The sequence below is a fragment of the Roseomonas elaeocarpi genome (assembly GCF_042433915.1).
GTDB classification, from domain to species: Bacteria; Pseudomonadota; Alphaproteobacteria; order Acetobacterales; family Acetobacteraceae; genus Roseomonas; species Roseomonas elaeocarpi.
In genome coordinates this window covers 45,704-62,614 of sequence record NZ_JBHLUN010000011.1, presented here as the reverse complement: position 1 = coordinate 62,614, position 16,911 = coordinate 45,704, and the positions used below count along the sequence as shown (strand labels likewise).

Sequence of the window (16,911 nt, the reverse complement as noted above, 5' to 3'; positions counted from 1 at the left end):
CCGCCCGTCGCGCAAGGAACGCGCGGCGATGCAGCATCGGGCAGGGAGCAACGTTAGCGGAGCATCGCGGGAACCCACCTCAGGTCGGTCACCGACGGAGTGCCGGCAACACCACCAAGATCAGGAGACGCCATGCCCACCGCCGTTCATGCACCGCTCGATACGCCCAAGCCCCTGGGCGAGAACCTCTGGATCGTGGACAGCGGGCCGCTGATGGCGCTGGGCGTCGTGCCGGTGCCGATCCGGATGACCGTGGCGCGCCTCGGCAATGGCGACCTCTGGCTCCATTCGCCGACGCGACTGACGGAGCCGCTCTTCGCGGCGCTGGCTGAGATCGGGCCGATCCGCCACATCGTGGCGCCCAACATCGTCCACTGGACCCTGCTGCGCGACTGGCAGCGCCGCTGCCCCGAGGCGATCACCTGGGCGGCCCCGGGCCTGCGGGAGCGTGGGCAGGTCCGGCGCAGCGGCGTACGGCTCGACACGGATCTCGGCAGCCGCCCGCCCGAGGCCTGGGCGGGCGAGATCGACCAGGTGGTGGTGCCGGGCGGCCTCGGCTTCCACGAGGTCGCCTTCTTTCATCGCCCGAGCCGCACCACGATCCTGACCGACCTGATCCAGAACTTCGACCCGAACGGCCTGCCGCCGCCCGTGGCGAAGCTGGCCAGGGTGGCCGGCATCGCGGCGCCGGAAGGCGGCACCGCGCCGCACCTGCGCGCCGTGCTGCTTCTGCGCCGCGAAGCCGCCGCCGCGGCCGTGAGCCGGATCCTCGACTGGCGGCCGGAACAGGTGATCTTCGCCCATGGGCAGCCCTACCGGGAGGATGCCGCCGCGAAGCTCCGCCGCGCGATGCGCTGGCTGGTCTGACGCCCGGCCTTCCCGGCGGCCGCGCCTCAGGCGCGCCTCGCCGCCGAGGCGGCCGCGCACGCGGTGCCCGGCAGCGCCGGCTGACCGGCAAGCGGGGCGTTCAGCCCCCGTGCACGACGCCCCCGATCCGCCGCAGCCAGGAGGAGTCGAGTTCCTCGAGGCTGTTGATCCCCAGCATCGCCATGTCCCGGTCCACCTCGCCCGACAGCAGCGAGATCGCGTGGCGGACGCCTTCCTCGCCCGCCACCGCGGCCGCGAACAGGAAAGGGCGCCCCACGAACACGAAGCGCGCGCCGAGCGCGATCGCCTTCAGCACGTCGGTGCCGCGCCGCACGCCGCTGTCCAGCAGCACCGGCATCCCGCCCGCCGCCGCCACGACCTCCGGAAGGGCGCGCAGCGAGGCCACCGTGCCGTCGAGCTGCCGCCCGCCATGGGTGGAGACGATCACCGCATCCGCCCCGATCTCCCGCGCCCGGGCGGCGTCCTCACCCCGGATGATGCCCTTCACCAGCAGCTTGCCGCGCCATTGCCGGCGGATCTGCTCCAGGTGCGTCCAGTTCAGGTGGTCGCGCTTGCCCAGGTCGCGCTGGGCGTTGCGGGCGATGATCGGTGCGCCGCGCTCGGCGTAGGAATTCTCGAAATGCGGCATGCCATGCCGCAGCAGCGTCCGCGCCAGCATCCCAGCCAGCCAGCGCGGGCGTATCATCCCGTCCCAGGCCAGGCGCAGGCTGGGCCGCAGCGGCGTGGAGAAGCCGTTGCGGACATTGTTCTCGCGGCTGGGCAGCACGGCGGTGTCCACCGTCAGCACCAGCGTCGTGAAGCCGGCACGCTCCGCCCGCGACACCAGCGCCGCGATCCGGTCCGGCTCGCCCGGCAGGTAGGCCTGGAACCAGCTGTCCGGCGCGGCGCGCGCGACCTCCTCCATCGGGATCAGCGAGGTTCCACTCAGCACCATCGGGATGCCCGCCCCGGCCGCGGCGCGCGCCAGGACGAGGTCGCCGCGGTAGCTCATCATCGCCGCCAATCCCATCGGCGCGATGCCGAAGGGCGCGTTCCAGCGCGTACCCAGCAGTTCCACCGCCTGCAAGCGCCGGCTGACATCGGTCAGGATCCGGGGGCTGAAGCCGTACTCGGCGAAGGCGGCACGGTTGTCGGCCAGCGTGGCGTTGTCCTCCGCCGCGCCGGCGACGTAGCCGAAGAGGGGCCGCGGCAGGACGCCGCGCGCCGCCGGCTCGAAGTCATGGAGGTTGAGGATGCGGCGCAGGGCCGGCGCGGGGCGGACCACGGGCCGGGCATCAGGCGGGGAAGGGACGCTTGCCATGCCGTTGTTCTTTCGCCTGTTCTTTCGCCGGGGGTCGGCTGAAAGAGAACCCGCAGCACGGCGCGGTGACAAGTCGGGGCCGGCCTGGTGGGATGCATGGCCCCGGTCGGCCCGGCGCTCGTTCCCGACGGGGCGGGTTCCGACTCACGCCGCGGCGCCCTATATCGCCGCGGTGACCACGCCCTTTCGAAAGATGCATGGCCTCGGCAACGACTTCGTCGTGCTCGACGGCCGCCAGACGCCCGTCCCCCTGACCACCGAGTCGGTGGTGGCGATCGGCGACCGCCGGCGCGGAGTGGGCTTCGACCAGCTGATCGTGATCGAGCCCGCCGACGACGGCGCCGACGCCTTCATGCAGATCCGCAATCCTGACGGTTCGGAAGCCGGTGCCTGCGGCAATGCCACGCGCTGCGTCGCCAGCCTGCTGATGGAGGAGCTTCGCAAGCCCAGCGTCACGGTGCGCACGATCTCGGGCGACCTCGTGGCCACGGCCCGCGACGGCGGGCTGGTCGAGGTGGACATGGGCGAGGCCAGGCTCGGCTGGCGGGACGTGCCGTTGGCGAGGGAGGCCGATACGCTCCGCCTCCCGTTGACGCTCGGCCCCGTCAGCGATCCCGCGGCCTGCTCGATGGGCAACCCGCACGCCACCTTCTTCGTGCCATCGCTGGACGCACTGGACATCCCAGCAGTCGGTCCCGCGCTGGAGCATGACGCCTGGTTCCCGGAGCGGGCGAATATCGGCTTCACCGAGGTGCTCGCCCCTGACCACCTGCGCCTGGTGGTGTGGGAACGCGGCGCCGGTCTGACCCTGGCCTGCGGCAGCGGTGCCTGCGCCACGCTGGTGAACGCCCACCGGCGCGGGCTGTGCAACCGGACGGCCACGGTGTCGCTTCCGGGCGGGGACCTCCTGATCCAGTGGCGCGAGGATGGCCACGTCCTCATGACCGGGCCGGTCGCCACGGCGTTCCTCGGTACGCTCGAACTCTGACATAGCAGGGAGGCCAGCACCCGCATGGCGCTCAAGGACCTCTGGAACCGCTTCACCGGCCGGGACACTGCTCCCGCCCCGGCACCCGTTTCGCCCGAGCCCGTCGCGCCCGCGGCGGAGCCCCAGCCCGTCGATCTCCCTGGCGCGGAGGTTTCGGCCCAAGGGGCTGCGCAAGGGATCGACATCTGGAACAACCCGATCCCCGCCGTGGACACGGTGGTTCAGGTGGACGACGCGCTGCGGCCCGGCAGCACCAGCATCACGCTCACCGCACCGCCCGTGGCCACGACCCTGGCCGAGCCGCCGCCGGCCACGGCGTTCCTCGCCCCGCCGGCCACGCTGCCGGAGCCTGCCGTCGTTCAGCCGGTGATGCCGGCCATTCCGGTCCGCGAGGTTCCCGCCACCGTGGGCCCGCGCGCGGGCGACCCCGTGCCGGTGCCGCCCCCGGTGCAGGAGCCACCGCCGCCGATCCCCGTGCCGCCCGACCAGGACGAGCCGGACGTCGACGAGCCACCGCCTTACGACATCCCCGACCTTCCCCCGGACCAGGAGCCGGGAACTCCGCCGCCGATTGAGGAACCCCCCGCGAACGCCAACGCGGGGGTCGGCTTTTTCGGCCGCCTGCGCGCCGGGCTGCAGCGCTCCACGCAGCGGCTGACCGACAATCTCACCGGCCTTTTCACCAAGCGCCCCCTCGACGAGGCCGCGCTGGAGGAGCTGGAGGAAACGCTGATCGCGGCCGATCTCGGCGTCGCGGCCTCACGCCGGATCGTGGAGAAGTTCCGCCGCACGCGTTTCGGCAAGCAGGTCTCGGACGAGGAGGTGAAGCTCGCGCTGGCCGAGGAGATCGCCGCCATCCTGGCTCCCGTGGCGCAGCCGCTGGTGCCGCCGCCGGGCACCAAGCCCTTTACCGTGCTGATGGTGGGCGTGAACGGCACCGGCAAGACCACCACCATCGCCAAGCTGGCCGAGCAGTGGCGGGGCGAGCGCCGGCGCGTGATGCTGGCCGCCGGCGATACCTTCCGCGCCGCGGCGGTGGAGCAGCTGCAGGTCTGGGGCGACCGCACCGGCTCGCCCGTGGTGGTGCCGGCGCGCACCGGCGCCGATGCCGCCGGCCTGGCGCACGAGGCGCTGGACCGCGCGGTGGCGGAAGGGATGGACGTGCTGCTGGTGGACACCGCCGGGCGCCTGCACAACAAGTCCGGCCTGATGGAGGAGCTGCGCAAGGTCGTGCGCGTCCTGCGCAAGAAGGACGCCGCCGTGCCACACGCGACGCTGCTGGTGCTGGATGCCACCACCGGCCAGAACGCCCTGCAGCAGGTCAAGGTGTTCCGCGAGATGGTGGACGTCACCGGCCTCGTGGTGACCAAGCTCGATGGCTCGGCCAAGGGCGGCGTGGTGGTGGCGCTGGCGCAGGAGTTCGGCCTGCCGGTCCATGCCGTCGGCGTCGGCGAAAAGGCGGCCGACCTCCGGCCCTTCGACCCGCGGGATTTCGCCCGCTCGCTGGTCGGGCTCGATCAGTAAACGAAGGGAAGCCGCAGCCGCGCCCCGGGCGTCAGTTCGCGCAGCGCGGCGTTGCGGCTGCCCAGATCGTCCTCGGTGATGCTGCTGGTGCCGGTGCGGCGCGAGTTCGGCGGCGGCAGGAAGCCCGGCGTGAAGCTGGGACGATCCTCATCGCGCGCCAGGGCACGCGGCGCCTGGACATCACGGTTCGGCACCGGCGCCAGCTCGTAGTTCGGTGCCGGCACCGTGGTCGCCAGGGGCGGCAGCGGGGCGATAGGCGTCGGTTCCTCCAGCTTCGGCGCCGGCCGTGCCGTGCGGGGCCGCTGGCGCGCGGGCCGGGCGGCGCGGGACACCCGTGGGGCAGGCGCAGGGGCGACCTGCTCGGTCTGTGCCACGGCCGGAGGGATGAGGAGGGGCGCCGCCAGGGGCAGGCTCAGCACCACCAGCAGCGGGAGCAACGCCCGCAATGGCCTGAACCCGAACGCTTCAAGCGACGTTCGGCTCGATGACGAGCCGGAATCTACCGTTCGCATAACAAGAAGATGCGATCGCGCCCGGCGAATCACAAGCAGATTACGCGGCGGAAACCCTGCGCTGCGTTTCGCTCACACCTTCAGGTCCAGCAGCGAGCCACGGGGCAGCGGCTTGCTGGGCTGCTCCGGAATGGCCTCCAGGCTCCGGCCCGGCGACTCGCTCCGCCCGACCGCCTCGATGCTGCGGCTGCGCACCGGAGTGACGCCCGTGGTGCTGCCGGTGCGGGCAACATCCTGCGAGAAGGCCGACAGGGAGTTCAGCGCGATCATACGCAGGATCGTGGCGGATAGCCGTGAATCCTCGCTTAACGCCCGCCGGTTCGCGAAGGGGTAGCGGGCACGGGAGGAGGCCGGGGTGACACGCATAAACCCCCTGTGCGGCAGGAGGCCGTTAACACTCCAGCAACCTGTGGCTGCAACCGCATCACGCGACGCGCGAAACGGCCTTCCGGCCGTCCCGCGGTCCAGCCGTTCAGGTCACCCGTTCAGGCGGTCTGGGCGGCGTAGTGCTGCACGAAGCTGCTGCACACCTCGGTGAGCTTCTCCGACAACAGGGCACCCGTTTCCGCCGAGCAGAGGCGCGGGTCGCCGGCGCCGACGCCGTTGGCATAGGTCATGTCGTATTCGAGCGGCATGTCCACCTCGGCGCCCTCGAAGCTGGCCTTGCCCCAGCCGGTCATCTTCAGGCCCATGAAATCCTTCCGCTCCTTGGTCTGCGGAACCATGTCGGGGCGCAGGTTCTCGGGCATCAGGTGCATGGCCAGGCTGGTCAGCGGGTCCGCGCCGTGGCCGGACACCTGCTTCGCCTTCTCGGCGCCGATCAGGCCGGGCAGCAGCCCGTAGGAAATCTTCCACAGGTAAAGGCTCGGGATCACCACGCCCTTCTCGCGGTGCAGCTCGCGCGTCACGTCGTAGATCGGGCCGACATTGCCGCCATGGCCGTTGATCACGATCAGCCGGGTCAGGCCGTGGCGGAGCAGGTTGCTGAACATGTCCTGCAGCACCAGGGTCAGCGTCGACTGACGGATGGCGATGCCGCCGGGCATGGAGCCGAAATAATCCGCCCCGCCAAAGGGCAGCACCGGCGCCACCAGGGTTTCCGTGCCCGCCGCCGTGGCGCGAAGCGCGATCAGCTCCGCCATCTTCTCGGCCAGCAGGTAGTCGCCCATCTGGGCGTGCGGGCCCTGTTCCTCGTGGCTGCCCATCGGCAGCAGGATCACCGGGCGGCGGGCGAAGATCTCGCGCGCCTCGCCGGCGGTGAGGGTCCCCATATGGACCTTGGGGCTGGTGGCAGTGGCCATCTGACGCAGTCTCCTGGTGGAAAGGGGCCGGGGTGAGCGGACGGCCCGGATCAGTTCAGTTCTTCGGCCCGCACGCAGGCGACCCGGGCGGCCCCGCCGAACTCGCGGAGTTCCGGCACGGTCTCGGCACAGCGGGGCTGGGCGTGGGCGCAGCGCGTGCGGAACACGCAGCCCGAGGGCGGATTGGACGGGCTCGGCGGATCGCCCGTGAGCAGGATGCGGCGGGTCCGGTGCTTCGGATCGAGCCGCGGCGTCGCCGAGAGCAGGGCGCGCGTGTAGGGGTGGCGCGGGCGGCTGAAGACCTCCTCGGCCGGCCCTTCCTCCATGACGCGGCCCAGGTACATCACCAGCACCCGGTCACAGAGGTGCCGCACCACCGGCAGGTCGTGGCTGATGAACAGCAGCGCCAGGCCGAGCCGCTGCCGAAGGTCGGCCAGCAGGTTCACCACCTGCGCCTGGATCGACACGTCGAGCGCCGACACCGGCTCGTCGGCCACCAGGAACTCCGGCCCCGTGGCCAGGGCGCGAGCGATGCCGATGCGCTGCCGCTGCCCGCCCGAGAACTCGTGCGGGAAGCGCCCGGCATGCGACGGGTCGAGGCCGACCTGCGTCAGCAGCTCCGCCACCCGGGCGTCGCGGCGCGGCGCGTCCATCAACCCGTGGATCAGCAGACCGTCGGCGATCTGCGGGCCCACGCGGCGGCGCGGGTCGAGGCTGCTGAACGGGTCCTGGAACACGATCTGCATGCGCCGGCGCAGCTGCCGCCAGTCCCGTCCCGAGGCCCCCGTCACGGGCACCCCGTCGAAGCGGATGGTGCCACCCGTGGCCGGCATCAGCCCCAGCATCAGCCGCCCCAGCGTGCTCTTGCCCGAACCGCTCTCGCCCACCACGCCCAGCGCTTCCCCGCGCCGGACGCCCGCGTCGATGCCGCGAACCGCCTGCACCGGCCTGGCGCGGCTGAGAAAGCCGCCGCCGAAGGTCTTGGAAAGCCCCTTCGCTTCGATCAGAGGCGCATCCGCGGGCGATGTCTCGATGGCAGCGCTCATGCCACGGCCTCTCTCGGGGTCAGGTCGAGCTCGCGCCAACGGACGCAGCGCACCTCGCGGTTGCCGGCGGCCTCGTCCAGCGGCACGGGCGCGCTCTCGCAGGCCGGCCGGCGGAAGCCGCAACGGGCGGCGAAGCGGCAGCCCACCGGAAAGGCATAGGGCGGCGGCACCACGCCGGGGATGCCTTCGGGCTGCGTGTCGCCCTCCGGCACGGCGTCGAGCAGGGCGCGGGTATAGGGATGCAGCGGCTGCGCGAAGACCTGCGCCACGCGGCCCTGTTCCACCACCTGGCCGGCATACATCACCGCCACCGTGTCGGCGATCTCGGCCACCACGCCCAAGCTATGGGTGATGAAGATCATGGCCGTGCCGGTGTCGCGCTGCAGCTGCGCCAGCAGGTCCAAGATCTGCGCCTGCACCGTAACATCGAGCGCCGTGGTCGGCTCATCGGCGATCAGCAGGCGCGGCTTGTTGGCCAGCGCCATGGCGATCATCACGCGCTGGCGCATGCCGCCCGACATCTCGTGCGGAAAGGTCCGGACGCGACGCTCAGGATCGGCGATGCCGACCTGCCGGAACAGTTCCAGCACCCGCTCCCGCGCCGCGGCGGCGCCGAGCCTCGGCTGGTGCGCCAGGATGGCCTCAGCCACCTGATCGCCCACCCGGTGCACCGGGTTGAGGCTGCTCATCGGGTCCTGGAACACCATGGCCATGGGACCACCGCGCAGCTGGCGCAGCTTTTCCTCGCTCAGCCGCAGCAGGTCCTGCTCGCCGAGCCAGGCCGCGCCGGCCACGGGTCGCGCGGCGGGCGGCAGGAGGCCCATCACCGCGGTGGCGGTCACCGACTTGCCGGAACCGCTCTCGCCCACCACGGCCAGCGTTTCCCCGGCCCGCACCGTGAGCGACACGTCCTGCACCGGCCGGATGGCGCCGCGCGGGGTGGCGATCTCCACCGTCAACCCTTGAACCTCCAGCACCGTGTCGGCGCGGACGGGGGCCGGCGGCACGAGGCCCGGCAGCAGCCGGTCGACGACGCGCAGCCGCGTGCGGGCTGCCGGTGTCCGCGGGTCCACCGCGTCGCGCAGCGCGTCACACAGCAGGTTCATGCCCAGGATCGTCACCGTCAGCGCGAGGCACGGCCAGAGCAGCAGCAGCGGCGCCTGTTCCATGGTGGCGCGTGCGCCGCGGATCATCAGGCCCCAGGACGGGGATGGGGGCACCACGCCCAGGCCCAGGAAGCTCAAGCCGCTTTCCAGCACCACGGCGGAGGCCACCGCGAGCGAGACCTGCACCAGGATCGGCCCGGCCACGTTGGGCAGCACGGTACGCAGCAGGATGCGCCCCGTCGGCGCGCCCAGGGCGCGAACCGCCTCGACGTAGTCGTGCGAACGTGCCGACAACACCTCGGCATAGGTCACGCGCGCGAAGCCCGGCAGGTAGACCACCGACAGCACCAGGATGAGCGTGCCGATGCCGGGGCCCAGCAGCGTCACCACCAGCAGCGCCAGGAGCACGTGCGGGAAGCACAGGATGATGTCCATGCTGCGCAGCGAGAACAGCTCCACCAGGCCGCGGAACCATCCGGCGAGCAGGCCCAGCGCCGTGCCGACGACGCCCGCGATCAGCGCCGAGGCGAAGGCGACGGCCAGCGAGGAGCGCGCGCCCCAGATCAGCCGCGACAGCACGTCGCGCCCGAACTCGTCCCGCCCCAACGGACTGCCGGGGATGCTGCCGGACAGGCGGTGGGCGATGTCCTGCCGCACCGGGTCGGGCAGCGGCAGGATCGGCGCCGCCAGGGCCAGCAGCACCACGGCACCGACGATCGCCAGCGGGAACCAGACGGCGAATTTGCGGGGCAGCCTCATGCGTTGCGGATCCTGGGATCGAGCGCCGCGTAGAGCAGCTCCATGACGAGGTTGAGCAGCAGGAACAGCGCCGAGATGGTCAGCACGATCCCCACCACCATCGGGTAGTCGCGCCCTTCCACCGCGCGCAGCAGCGGCGTGGACAGGCCGGGCCAGTTGAACACGTATTCCACCAGCACCGTGCCGCCGAGCAGCGCGCCCATCTGCAGGCCCAGCACCGTCAGCACCGGGTTCATGGCGTTGCGCACCACGTGGCGCAGCAGCACCCGCATCGGCGTCAGCCCCTTGGCGCGCGCGGTGCGGACGTAGTCGCGCGACAACGCATCCAGCACCGAGGCTCGCGTCATGCGATACACCACGGCGGCCAACCCCTTGGCGATCGCCAGCGCCGGCAGCGACAGCAACACGAAGTGCTGCGTCGGGTTCTGCAACAGCGGCACGTAGCCGCCGGCCGGCATGACGCGCAGCTGCTGCGCCAGGATCAGCACCAGCAGCGTGCCTACCACGAAGACGGGAATGGCCAGCAGCACCGCCGCCACCCAGGACGCCACCTTGTCGAAGACGCCGCCGCGGTTGAGCGCGGCGAAGATCCCCGCCGGCATCGCGACCACCACCGACAGGATCGTGCCCGCCAGGATGATCTCCAGCGTGCGCGGCAGGCGCAGCGCAATCTCCTGCGCCACCGGATAGTCGTCCACCAGCGAGGTGCCGAGATCGCCCTGCGCCAGGCCTTCCAGGAAGCTCGCGTACTGCGACAGGATCGGGCGGTTAAGACCGAGGCGGTCGCGCAGCTCCTCCACCGCGGCCGGATCGGGCGCCACGCCGCCGGAGGACAGGAGCAGTTCCGCAGGGTCACCCGGCACGAGGTGCAGCGCCATGAAGACGATGGTCGCCACCACCCAGACCAGCACCAGCGAAACCCCGATGCGACGGAGGAGCCAGAGCATCAGCCGAACACCACCTCCTCGAGCTGGATCACCGACTGTGTTCCGGCACCGCCGGCGAGGTTGGTGAAACCCTGAAGGTTCTTGACCATGCCGTAGCCCTGCGAGCGCCAGGCGAGGCCGACCATCGGCACCTCCTCCAGGGCCGCGTGCTGCATGTCCTTGTAGATCGCGACGCGCTTGTTCTGATCGAACTCGGTGCGGCCCTTGGCCATCAGCTCCACGGTGCGCGGCGCCTTGAGGCCGAAGGAGCGCCCGTGCGTCGGCGCGAGCGAGGTGTCGAGCACGGCCGACAACCCGTCCGGATCATTGCTGTCGGCCGAGGTGCCGTGGATCGCGATCTCGTACTGCCCGCGGGTGCCGAGATTCACGCGCGTCGCCCAGTCGGGCAGGCGCAGCTCGCACTGGATGCCCACCGCGGCCAGGTGCTGCTGCACCACCTCGGCCGTGTCCTTGTGCATGCCGTAGGTGGCGGTTGCCAGCAGCGTCGTCTGGAACCCGTCCGCCATGCCGGCCTCGGCCAGCAGCGCCTTGGAGCGTGCCGGGTCGTAGTTCCAGCCATGGGCCAGCTGCTCGTCGTACCAGGGCGTGCCTGGGGTGATCGGCACGCCTTCCAGCGACGCGCCGCGGCCGTAGAAAGCGGCCTTCACGATGTCCTCGCGCTTCACCGCATGGGCCACGGCGCGGCGCACGCGCGCATCGGCGAAGGGACCCTTGGAGCCGTTGAACAGGATGTCCATGAACGGCCCGTCCTTGGCGTCGAGCTTCAGGCGCGGGTCCGCCTCGATCGCCGCCATGGACTGCCAGGGCACGTACTCGATCATGTCCACGTCGCCCGACTGAAGTGCGGCCGTGCGAAGGTTCTCGTCGGCGTAGACCACGAAGCGCAGCGTGCGCAGCTTCGGCAGGCCGGGCTTGTAGAACTTGTCGAACTTCGTGAGCTCGATGGAGGAGCCGCGCTCCTGCGCCGTGACCCGATAGGGGCCGCAGCCGATCGGCTCGTTGGCCGCCGACTTCCGCCAGATGACGAAGACGTTGTAGTTGACGAACCAGCTCGGCAGCGGCGCCATCGGTTCCTTGGTGACGATCCGCACCGTGGCCGGATCGGGGATCTCGACGCGCGCGATGCTCTGGAACTGCGCGCGCATGTAGGCGGTGGAGCGTTCGCCGGCGATCTGCTCGATCGACCATTTCACATCCTCGGCGGTCACCGGCTCCCCGTTGTGGAAGACGCAGCCCTGCCGCAGCTTGAAAACCCAGGCGCCGTCGCCGTCCACCGACCAGCTTTCCGCCAGTTCGCCCTGCAGCTCTCCCTGCTTGTCGTAGGACAGCAGCGAGCCATGGGTCAGGAGCTTGATCGTGCCGGCCGAGGCGCCGGTGCTCACCCAGGGTTGCAGGTTGGGCGGAAAGGTCGAAAGGCCGAAGATCAGCGTGTCCGGCTGCTTCTGCGCGCGGGCGGGCATCCGCAGGAAGGGCAGGGCGGCCGCCGCGCCGAGAAGGCTCCGCCGGCTGGTGGTGATCCCGTTGCTCATGCGCCTCGGCCTCCGTTTCGCGGTGATCGCCGGACCAGGGTGCACGAGCGCGGACGCGGCGATGGACGCGCCGGCCGCAACCTGTTCCCCGATCCTCGCGGCGCAGCTTCCGTGAGCACTCCAGCCGCCGCAACCCGGCAGCGCCGGACAAAGCGGCCGTTCGGGCCCCGCGTGGCCGCCGCGCTGCCAGCCAGTTGAACGCTGCGCCCAGGTTTTAGGCAAGCACGAAGCGAGGCCGCTCTTACCAGCGAGCGGGCGCTACGGAGAAAGGCGGTGATATTCCCTGTACCATTGCACGAAGCGTTGCAGGCCGGTTGCCAGCGACACTTGCGGCGCGAATCCCACCGCCGCCCGCAGTGCCGAAACATCGGCCCAGGTGCGAACCACGTCGCCGGGCTGCATCGGCACGTTCCGCCGCAGGGCCTGAAGACCCGTTTCCCGCTCCAGGATGTCGATCATCTCGCCCACCGCCACCGGCGTGTCGTTGCCGATGTTGAAGAGGCGGTGGCTCGCCTCCGGGACGACCCGGCCCGGCTCGTCGGCGCGCTGCGGCGGGCAGCGCAGGAGCCGCGCGATCGCTTCCACGATCTCGTCCACGTAGGTGTAGTCGCGCCAGACCTGGCCGTGGTTGAAGACTTGGATCTCGCGCCCGGCGTGGAGCGCCTCGGTAAAGCCCCAGTAGGCCATGTCGGGCCGGCCCCAGGGGCCATAAACGGTGAAGAACCGCAGCCCCGTCAGCGGCAGGTTGAACAGGTGCGCGTAGGTATGCGCCATCAGCTCGTTGGCGCGCTTGGTGGCGGCGTAGAGCGAGGACGGACGATCCACCGGATCATCCTCGCGAAACGGCACGCGCGTGCTGGCCCCGTAGACCGAGGAGGAGGAAGCGTAGATCAGCTGCGACACCGGGTGGGCGCGCGCGGCTTCCAGCACCTCCAGGAAGCCCGCGAGATTGGCGCGCTCGTAGGCGCGGGGGTCCCGCAGCGAGTAGCGGACGCCGGCCTGCGCGGCGAGGTGAACGACGTGGTCCGGCCGGAACGCCGACCAGGCCTTGGCGAGCGCGCCTGGCTCGGCGAGGTCGGTTTCCACCACCCGGCAGAGCGGATGGTCCAGCAGCGCCGCGACCCGGGCGCGCTTGAGCGACGGATCGTAGTAGCTGTTGAAGCTGTCGAGCCCCAGAACCTCCGCCCCCTCGAGGAGGAGGCGCTGCGACAGGTGTGCGCCGACGAAGCCCGCGGCCCCGGTCACCAAGACCCGCGTGCCCGCGAGACCCCGATCCTGATCCTGGTCCTGATCGGGGCCGGCGGCCGAGGTCACGCCAGCACCGAGGCCAGCCGCCGATCCTCCAGCCAGCCGAGCCGGCTGCCCAGGTCGTCCTCGCGGCACAGCATGACGCGCTTCAGCCCCGCGCCCAGCACCCGGATGTCGTTTTCCAGCACCACCGGGGCGCTCTCGATCTCGACCCGCAGCAACCGGCCATCCGCCGGGATCTGCAGCGGCAGGACGCAGCCGCTCGGCCGGGCACCCGCGAAGCCCACCATGCCGGAGCCGACCTCCTGCCCGTCCACTTCGGCCCGCAGCCAGATGTCGCCGTCACCGGGCGGCGGCATCAGGTCCAAGTAGAGGCGCCAGCTTCCCCCCGTGCCGGACGGCAGGGGCAGGCGCAGCGTGGCCGATCCGCCGCGCGTCCAGACGCCCCAGTCTTCGGGCATGTGCCAGCTCGGGCCGTCGCGCAGCACCTGCCGGATGGCCAGCGCCGGCTGCGGCACCGTTTCCTGCCCGTGGATCATGGCGTAGGTCATGCCCGGCTCCACCGCGATCCGGTCTTCCAGGGCGAGCGGCGGCCGCGCCGCCATGGCCCGCAGGTGGCGCAGCGTCTCGTCCTTCAGCGCGTCCCAGCTGCGCAGGCCCGCACCGCCACGCAGCGCGGCCTCACGCTCCGCCACGAAGGCCGGGTCGGTGATCATGCGCTCGAGCTTGCTGATCAGGTCGGGCTCGTGCTGGGGCGCGAAGTACACCGCGTGGGGACCGCCGGCCTCCGGCAGGGCCGAGTGTTCCGGGATCACGGGAACCTTGCCGTAGGCCCGGCTTTCGGTCACCGGCAGGCCCCAGCCCTCGTAGAAGGAGTTGTACACCGTGAAGCGGCAGCCGGCGTAGAGCGCGCCCAGCACCTCATCGGAAATGCCATGCAGCAGCAGCACGTTGCGGCGCAGCTCGGCGCTGTTGTTCAGCAGCTCCAGCGCGCCCTGGGCGTGCCAGCCCGGCTGCCCGACGCAGACGAGCCGCGGCACGCGGTCGGCGCCCAGCCGCCGGATCAGCGACAGCCAGGCGCGGAACACCAGCAGGTGGTCCTTGCGGCTCTCGATCGTGCCCACGAACAGCGCGTAGGGCTGGCCCGGCCGCAGCCCGCGGATGCCCTCGAGCGCGGCAAGGTCGGGCTCGGTGCCGTCGGAATGCGGGTCGGCGTCGAGGCGCACCACCTCCATCGGCAGGTCGAGGCCGGGCAGCACGCGCCCGAGCTGCGTCCGGCCATCGCGGCGCGTGCAGTCGGAGTTGCACAGGAAGCCGTGAGCATGGATGCCCACCGCGGCGAACCATCGCGCGTAGTCGCGCACCATCTGTTCCTGGCAGTGCTCCGGCACCACCAGCGGCACGCAGTCGTGCAGGAAGGGCACGTAGCGCACCCCACGCTCCCGCTGGATCACCCGCAGGCCGCGGAAGTAGTCCGGCAGGCCCCAGGAATTGCCGAGGTTCACCAGCATCCCGCCGAGCGGGAACTGGTGCCGTGGTGCCGCGGCCAGCAGCTCATCCAGGCGGCGCAGCACGGCGATCCAGGCCGGGTCGTCGGTTTCCGCGCCGGTGTGCGAGGCGTCGATCACCGCCAGCAGCGCCGCCGCCGGCACCGCGCGCCAGGTCGCTTCCCGCAGGTCGTAGGTCACGCAGCCCAGAACCGTGTCCGTGGCGCTTTCCCCGCGCAGCGCGGCGCCGACGATGCCGCACTGGACGCGCTGGATGCCGGTGGGTGTGCGCTTGCCGCGGAAATAATCGAGCAGGTCAGTGACGTCGAAGGCGACGTCCAGCACGCCACCCAGGATCGGCAGGGCCGGGGCGGGCGGCGCTGCGGGCTGGACCGGCGGAACGGCGCGGGGCGCCGGGGCGGGCTCGGGCTGGAACACGGCCGGGGCCGCGGTCCGGTCCGAGGTTGCGGCGGGCGGCTGCATTCGGGACTGATCCTCGGCCCGCTGGCGAGCCGGTGCCGCGGCGGCGGGCACCTCGGCCGCGCGGCCGAAGCTGGCGCCCGGGTTGAGCCAGCGCAGGGTCACCGCGATCTGCCGCTTCACCTCCGGGTCCATGGGCGCCAGGGCCTCGGCGGCGCGGTAGCAGTCGAGTGCCGCGCGTGCGTCCCCGGCTTCGCGCAGGCAGTAGCCCTGCTGCATCAGCAGCGGCCAGGCATCCGGACGCAGCGCCGACACCGCTCTGTAACGATCCGCGGCTTCCCGCCATTCCCCGGCATCGCGATGCGCATCCGCTTCCGCCAGCAGCAGGGCTACCCTGCTCGCCTGATCGCCCGACATCCATCCTCCGCCCGCGCGTTCGCCCAATGCCTATGGCGAGCCGGCGCGCGACGCCAGGGGGGATTGCGCTGAAACCCCGTCTCAGGAGCTATTCCGTGCACGAAACAACGCGGCCGGGTGCGGCGGGCGCAGCCGGGCATCCCCGCCGAACAGCTTCTCGCGATAGGTTCCGGGCGCGTAGCCCTGCTTGAAGGCGCCGCGCCGCTGCAGTTCCGGCACCAGCAGATCCACAACATCCTCCAGGCATTCCGGCACCACGGTGCGCGACAGGTTGAACCCGTCCACGTCCGCTTCCGCCACCCAGCGCATCAGGATGTCGGCCACCTGCGCCGCGCTGCCCACGATTGGCGGCTGCCGACTGCCCAGGACGAAGCTTTCCTCCATCCGCCGCCGGGTCCACACCGAGCCGGCCGCCCTGCGCTGCGCCTCCACGTTGGACCGGATCGCCTCGGTCTCCCCGGCCTGGATCGGCTCGTCGGGGGCGTAGCGGCTGAAGTCGATGCCCAGCGAGGCCGAGGCATGGGCCAGCGCGCCCTCCACGCTGGCGTGGCGACGGTAATCCTCCAGCTTGTCCCGGGCTTCTTGCTCCGTCCGGCCGACGATCACCGTGGCGCCCACCAGCACCTGGATCGGGCGCGGCGCGGCCCGTTCGCGGAGGTCGCGCACCAGGGCGGCCACCTGCGCCATCGCGCCGCCGTTGACGAAGACGCATTCGGCATGGGTCGCGGCGAAGCGCCGCCCGCGGTCGGAAGCGCCGGCCTGGAACAGCACCGGCGTCCGCTGGGGCGAGGGCTCGGCCAGGTGCATCGCGTCCAGCCGGTACTGCCGCCCTTCGTGCCGCACCCGGCGGACCTCCGCCGGATCGGCGAAGATCCCGGCCTCGCGGTCGCGCCGGACGGCCGCGTCGGACCAGCTGCCTTCCCAGAGCTTGTAGACCAGCTCCATGTACTCGTCGGCCATGTCGTAGCGGTCGTCATGCGCCATCTGCCGATCGAGCCCCATCGCGCGCGCGGCACTGTCGAGGTAGCCGGTCACGACGTTCCAGCCGATCCGCCCCCTGGTCAGGTGGTCCAGGGTCGAGATGCGGCGCGCGAACAGGTAGGGCGGCTCGTAGGCGAGGTTGCAGGTGATGCCGAAGCCGAGATGTTCCGTCACCGCCGCCATGGCCGGCACCAGCAGCGCCGGGTCGAGCAGCGGCACCTGCACCGCGCCCCGGATCGCCGCGTCGGCATTGCCACCGTACACGTCGTAGATGCCCAGCACGTCGGCCAGGAACACGCCGTCGAACGACCCGCGCTCCAGCGTCCGAGCCAGCCTGATCCAATGTTCGAGCGTGTTGTATTCCACCGAGTGGTCGCGCGGGTGGGTCCACAAGCCTTGCTGGATATGCCCGACGCAGGCCATGTCGAAGGCGTTCAGGCGGATCTCGCGCACCGAAG

At 71.5% G+C, this 16,911-nt stretch carries 14 protein-coding genes; 3 read left to right on the top strand and 11 right to left on the bottom strand.

The window, feature by feature from the left end; translation table 11 throughout:
* The first annotated feature begins 132 nt into the window (after positions 1-132).
* A complete protein-coding gene (locus ACFFGY_RS16550; RefSeq protein WP_377045616.1) occupies positions 133-867 on the top strand; it encodes a DUF4336 domain-containing protein in 735 nt (244 codons plus the stop codon).
* A gap of 100 nt (positions 868-967) precedes the next feature.
* Here the strand turns inward: ACFFGY_RS16550 and ACFFGY_RS16545 are convergent, their stop codons facing one another.
* Positions 968-2,188 carry an alpha-hydroxy acid oxidase gene (locus ACFFGY_RS16545; protein ID WP_377045615.1) on the bottom strand — a complete coding sequence of 407 codons (1,221 nt, stop codon included), beginning with the start codon at positions 2,186-2,188 and terminating at the stop codon, positions 968-970.
* 172 nt (positions 2,189-2,360) lie between these two features.
* Between ACFFGY_RS16545 and dapF the strand changes: the two genes are divergently transcribed.
* Entirely contained in the window at positions 2,361-3,176 is an 816-nt protein-coding gene (gene dapF, locus ACFFGY_RS16540) for a diaminopimelate epimerase (protein ID WP_377045614.1), read from the top strand.
* 369 nt (positions 3,177-3,545) lie between these two features.
* The gene (gene ftsY / locus ACFFGY_RS16535; RefSeq protein ID WP_377045631.1) at positions 3,546-4,700 is read left to right on the top strand and encodes a signal recognition particle-docking protein FtsY; all 1,155 of its coding nucleotides are present in this window, start codon (positions 3,546-3,548) and stop codon (positions 4,698-4,700) included.
* Here the strand turns inward: ftsY and ACFFGY_RS16530 are convergent.
* From ACFFGY_RS16530 to ACFFGY_RS16485, 10 genes are all read right to left on the bottom strand, one after another.
* Entirely contained in the window at positions 4,694-5,137 is a 444-nt protein-coding gene (locus ACFFGY_RS16530) for a flagellar biosynthesis protein FlhF (RefSeq protein WP_377045613.1), read from the bottom strand. The genes ftsY and ACFFGY_RS16530 overlap by 7 nt on opposite strands.
* 147 nt (positions 5,138-5,284) lie before the next feature.
* Entirely contained in the window at positions 5,285-5,578 is a 294-nt protein-coding gene (locus tag ACFFGY_RS16525) for a hypothetical protein (protein WP_377045612.1), read from the bottom strand.
* A gap of 119 nt (positions 5,579-5,697) precedes the next feature.
* On the bottom strand, positions 5,698-6,513 hold the full coding sequence (locus ACFFGY_RS16520) for a creatininase family protein (RefSeq protein ID WP_377045611.1): 816 nt from the start codon (positions 6,511-6,513) through the stop codon (positions 5,698-5,700).
* A gap of 50 nt (positions 6,514-6,563) precedes the next feature.
* Complete coding sequence (locus ACFFGY_RS16515; protein ID WP_377045610.1) at positions 6,564-7,559, bottom strand: ABC transporter ATP-binding protein; 996 nt, start codon at positions 7,557-7,559, stop codon at positions 6,564-6,566.
* Positions 7,556-9,424: a dipeptide/oligopeptide/nickel ABC transporter permease/ATP-binding protein gene (locus ACFFGY_RS16510; RefSeq protein WP_377045609.1), complete on the bottom strand. Its 1,869-nt coding sequence runs from the start codon at positions 9,422-9,424 to the stop codon at positions 7,556-7,558. Before ACFFGY_RS16510 ends, ACFFGY_RS16515 begins: the two co-directional genes overlap by 4 nt.
* On the bottom strand, positions 9,421-10,371 hold the full coding sequence (locus tag ACFFGY_RS16505; RefSeq protein ID WP_377045608.1) for an ABC transporter permease: 951 nt from the start codon (positions 10,369-10,371) through the stop codon (positions 9,421-9,423). The genes ACFFGY_RS16510 and ACFFGY_RS16505 overlap by 4 nt, the downstream gene beginning before the upstream one ends.
* Entirely contained in the window at positions 10,371-11,900 is a 1,530-nt protein-coding gene (locus ACFFGY_RS16500; protein WP_377045607.1) for an ABC transporter substrate-binding protein, read from the bottom strand. The genes ACFFGY_RS16505 and ACFFGY_RS16500 overlap by 1 nt, the downstream gene beginning before the upstream one ends.
* A gap of 258 nt (positions 11,901-12,158) precedes the next feature.
* Entirely contained in the window at positions 12,159-13,214 is a 1,056-nt protein-coding gene (locus ACFFGY_RS16495; protein WP_377045606.1) for an NAD-dependent epimerase/dehydratase family protein, read from the bottom strand.
* The gene (locus ACFFGY_RS16490) at positions 13,211-15,472 is read right to left on the bottom strand and encodes a glycosyltransferase (RefSeq protein ID WP_377045605.1); all 2,262 of its coding nucleotides are present in this window, start codon (positions 15,470-15,472) and stop codon (positions 13,211-13,213) included. The genes ACFFGY_RS16495 and ACFFGY_RS16490 overlap by 4 nt, the downstream gene beginning before the upstream one ends.
* An 81-nt stretch (positions 15,473-15,553) precedes the next feature.
* Entirely contained in the window at positions 15,554-16,906 is a 1,353-nt protein-coding gene (locus ACFFGY_RS16485; RefSeq protein WP_377045630.1) for an LLM class flavin-dependent oxidoreductase, read from the bottom strand.
* Positions 16,907-16,911: the final 5 nt, after the last annotated feature.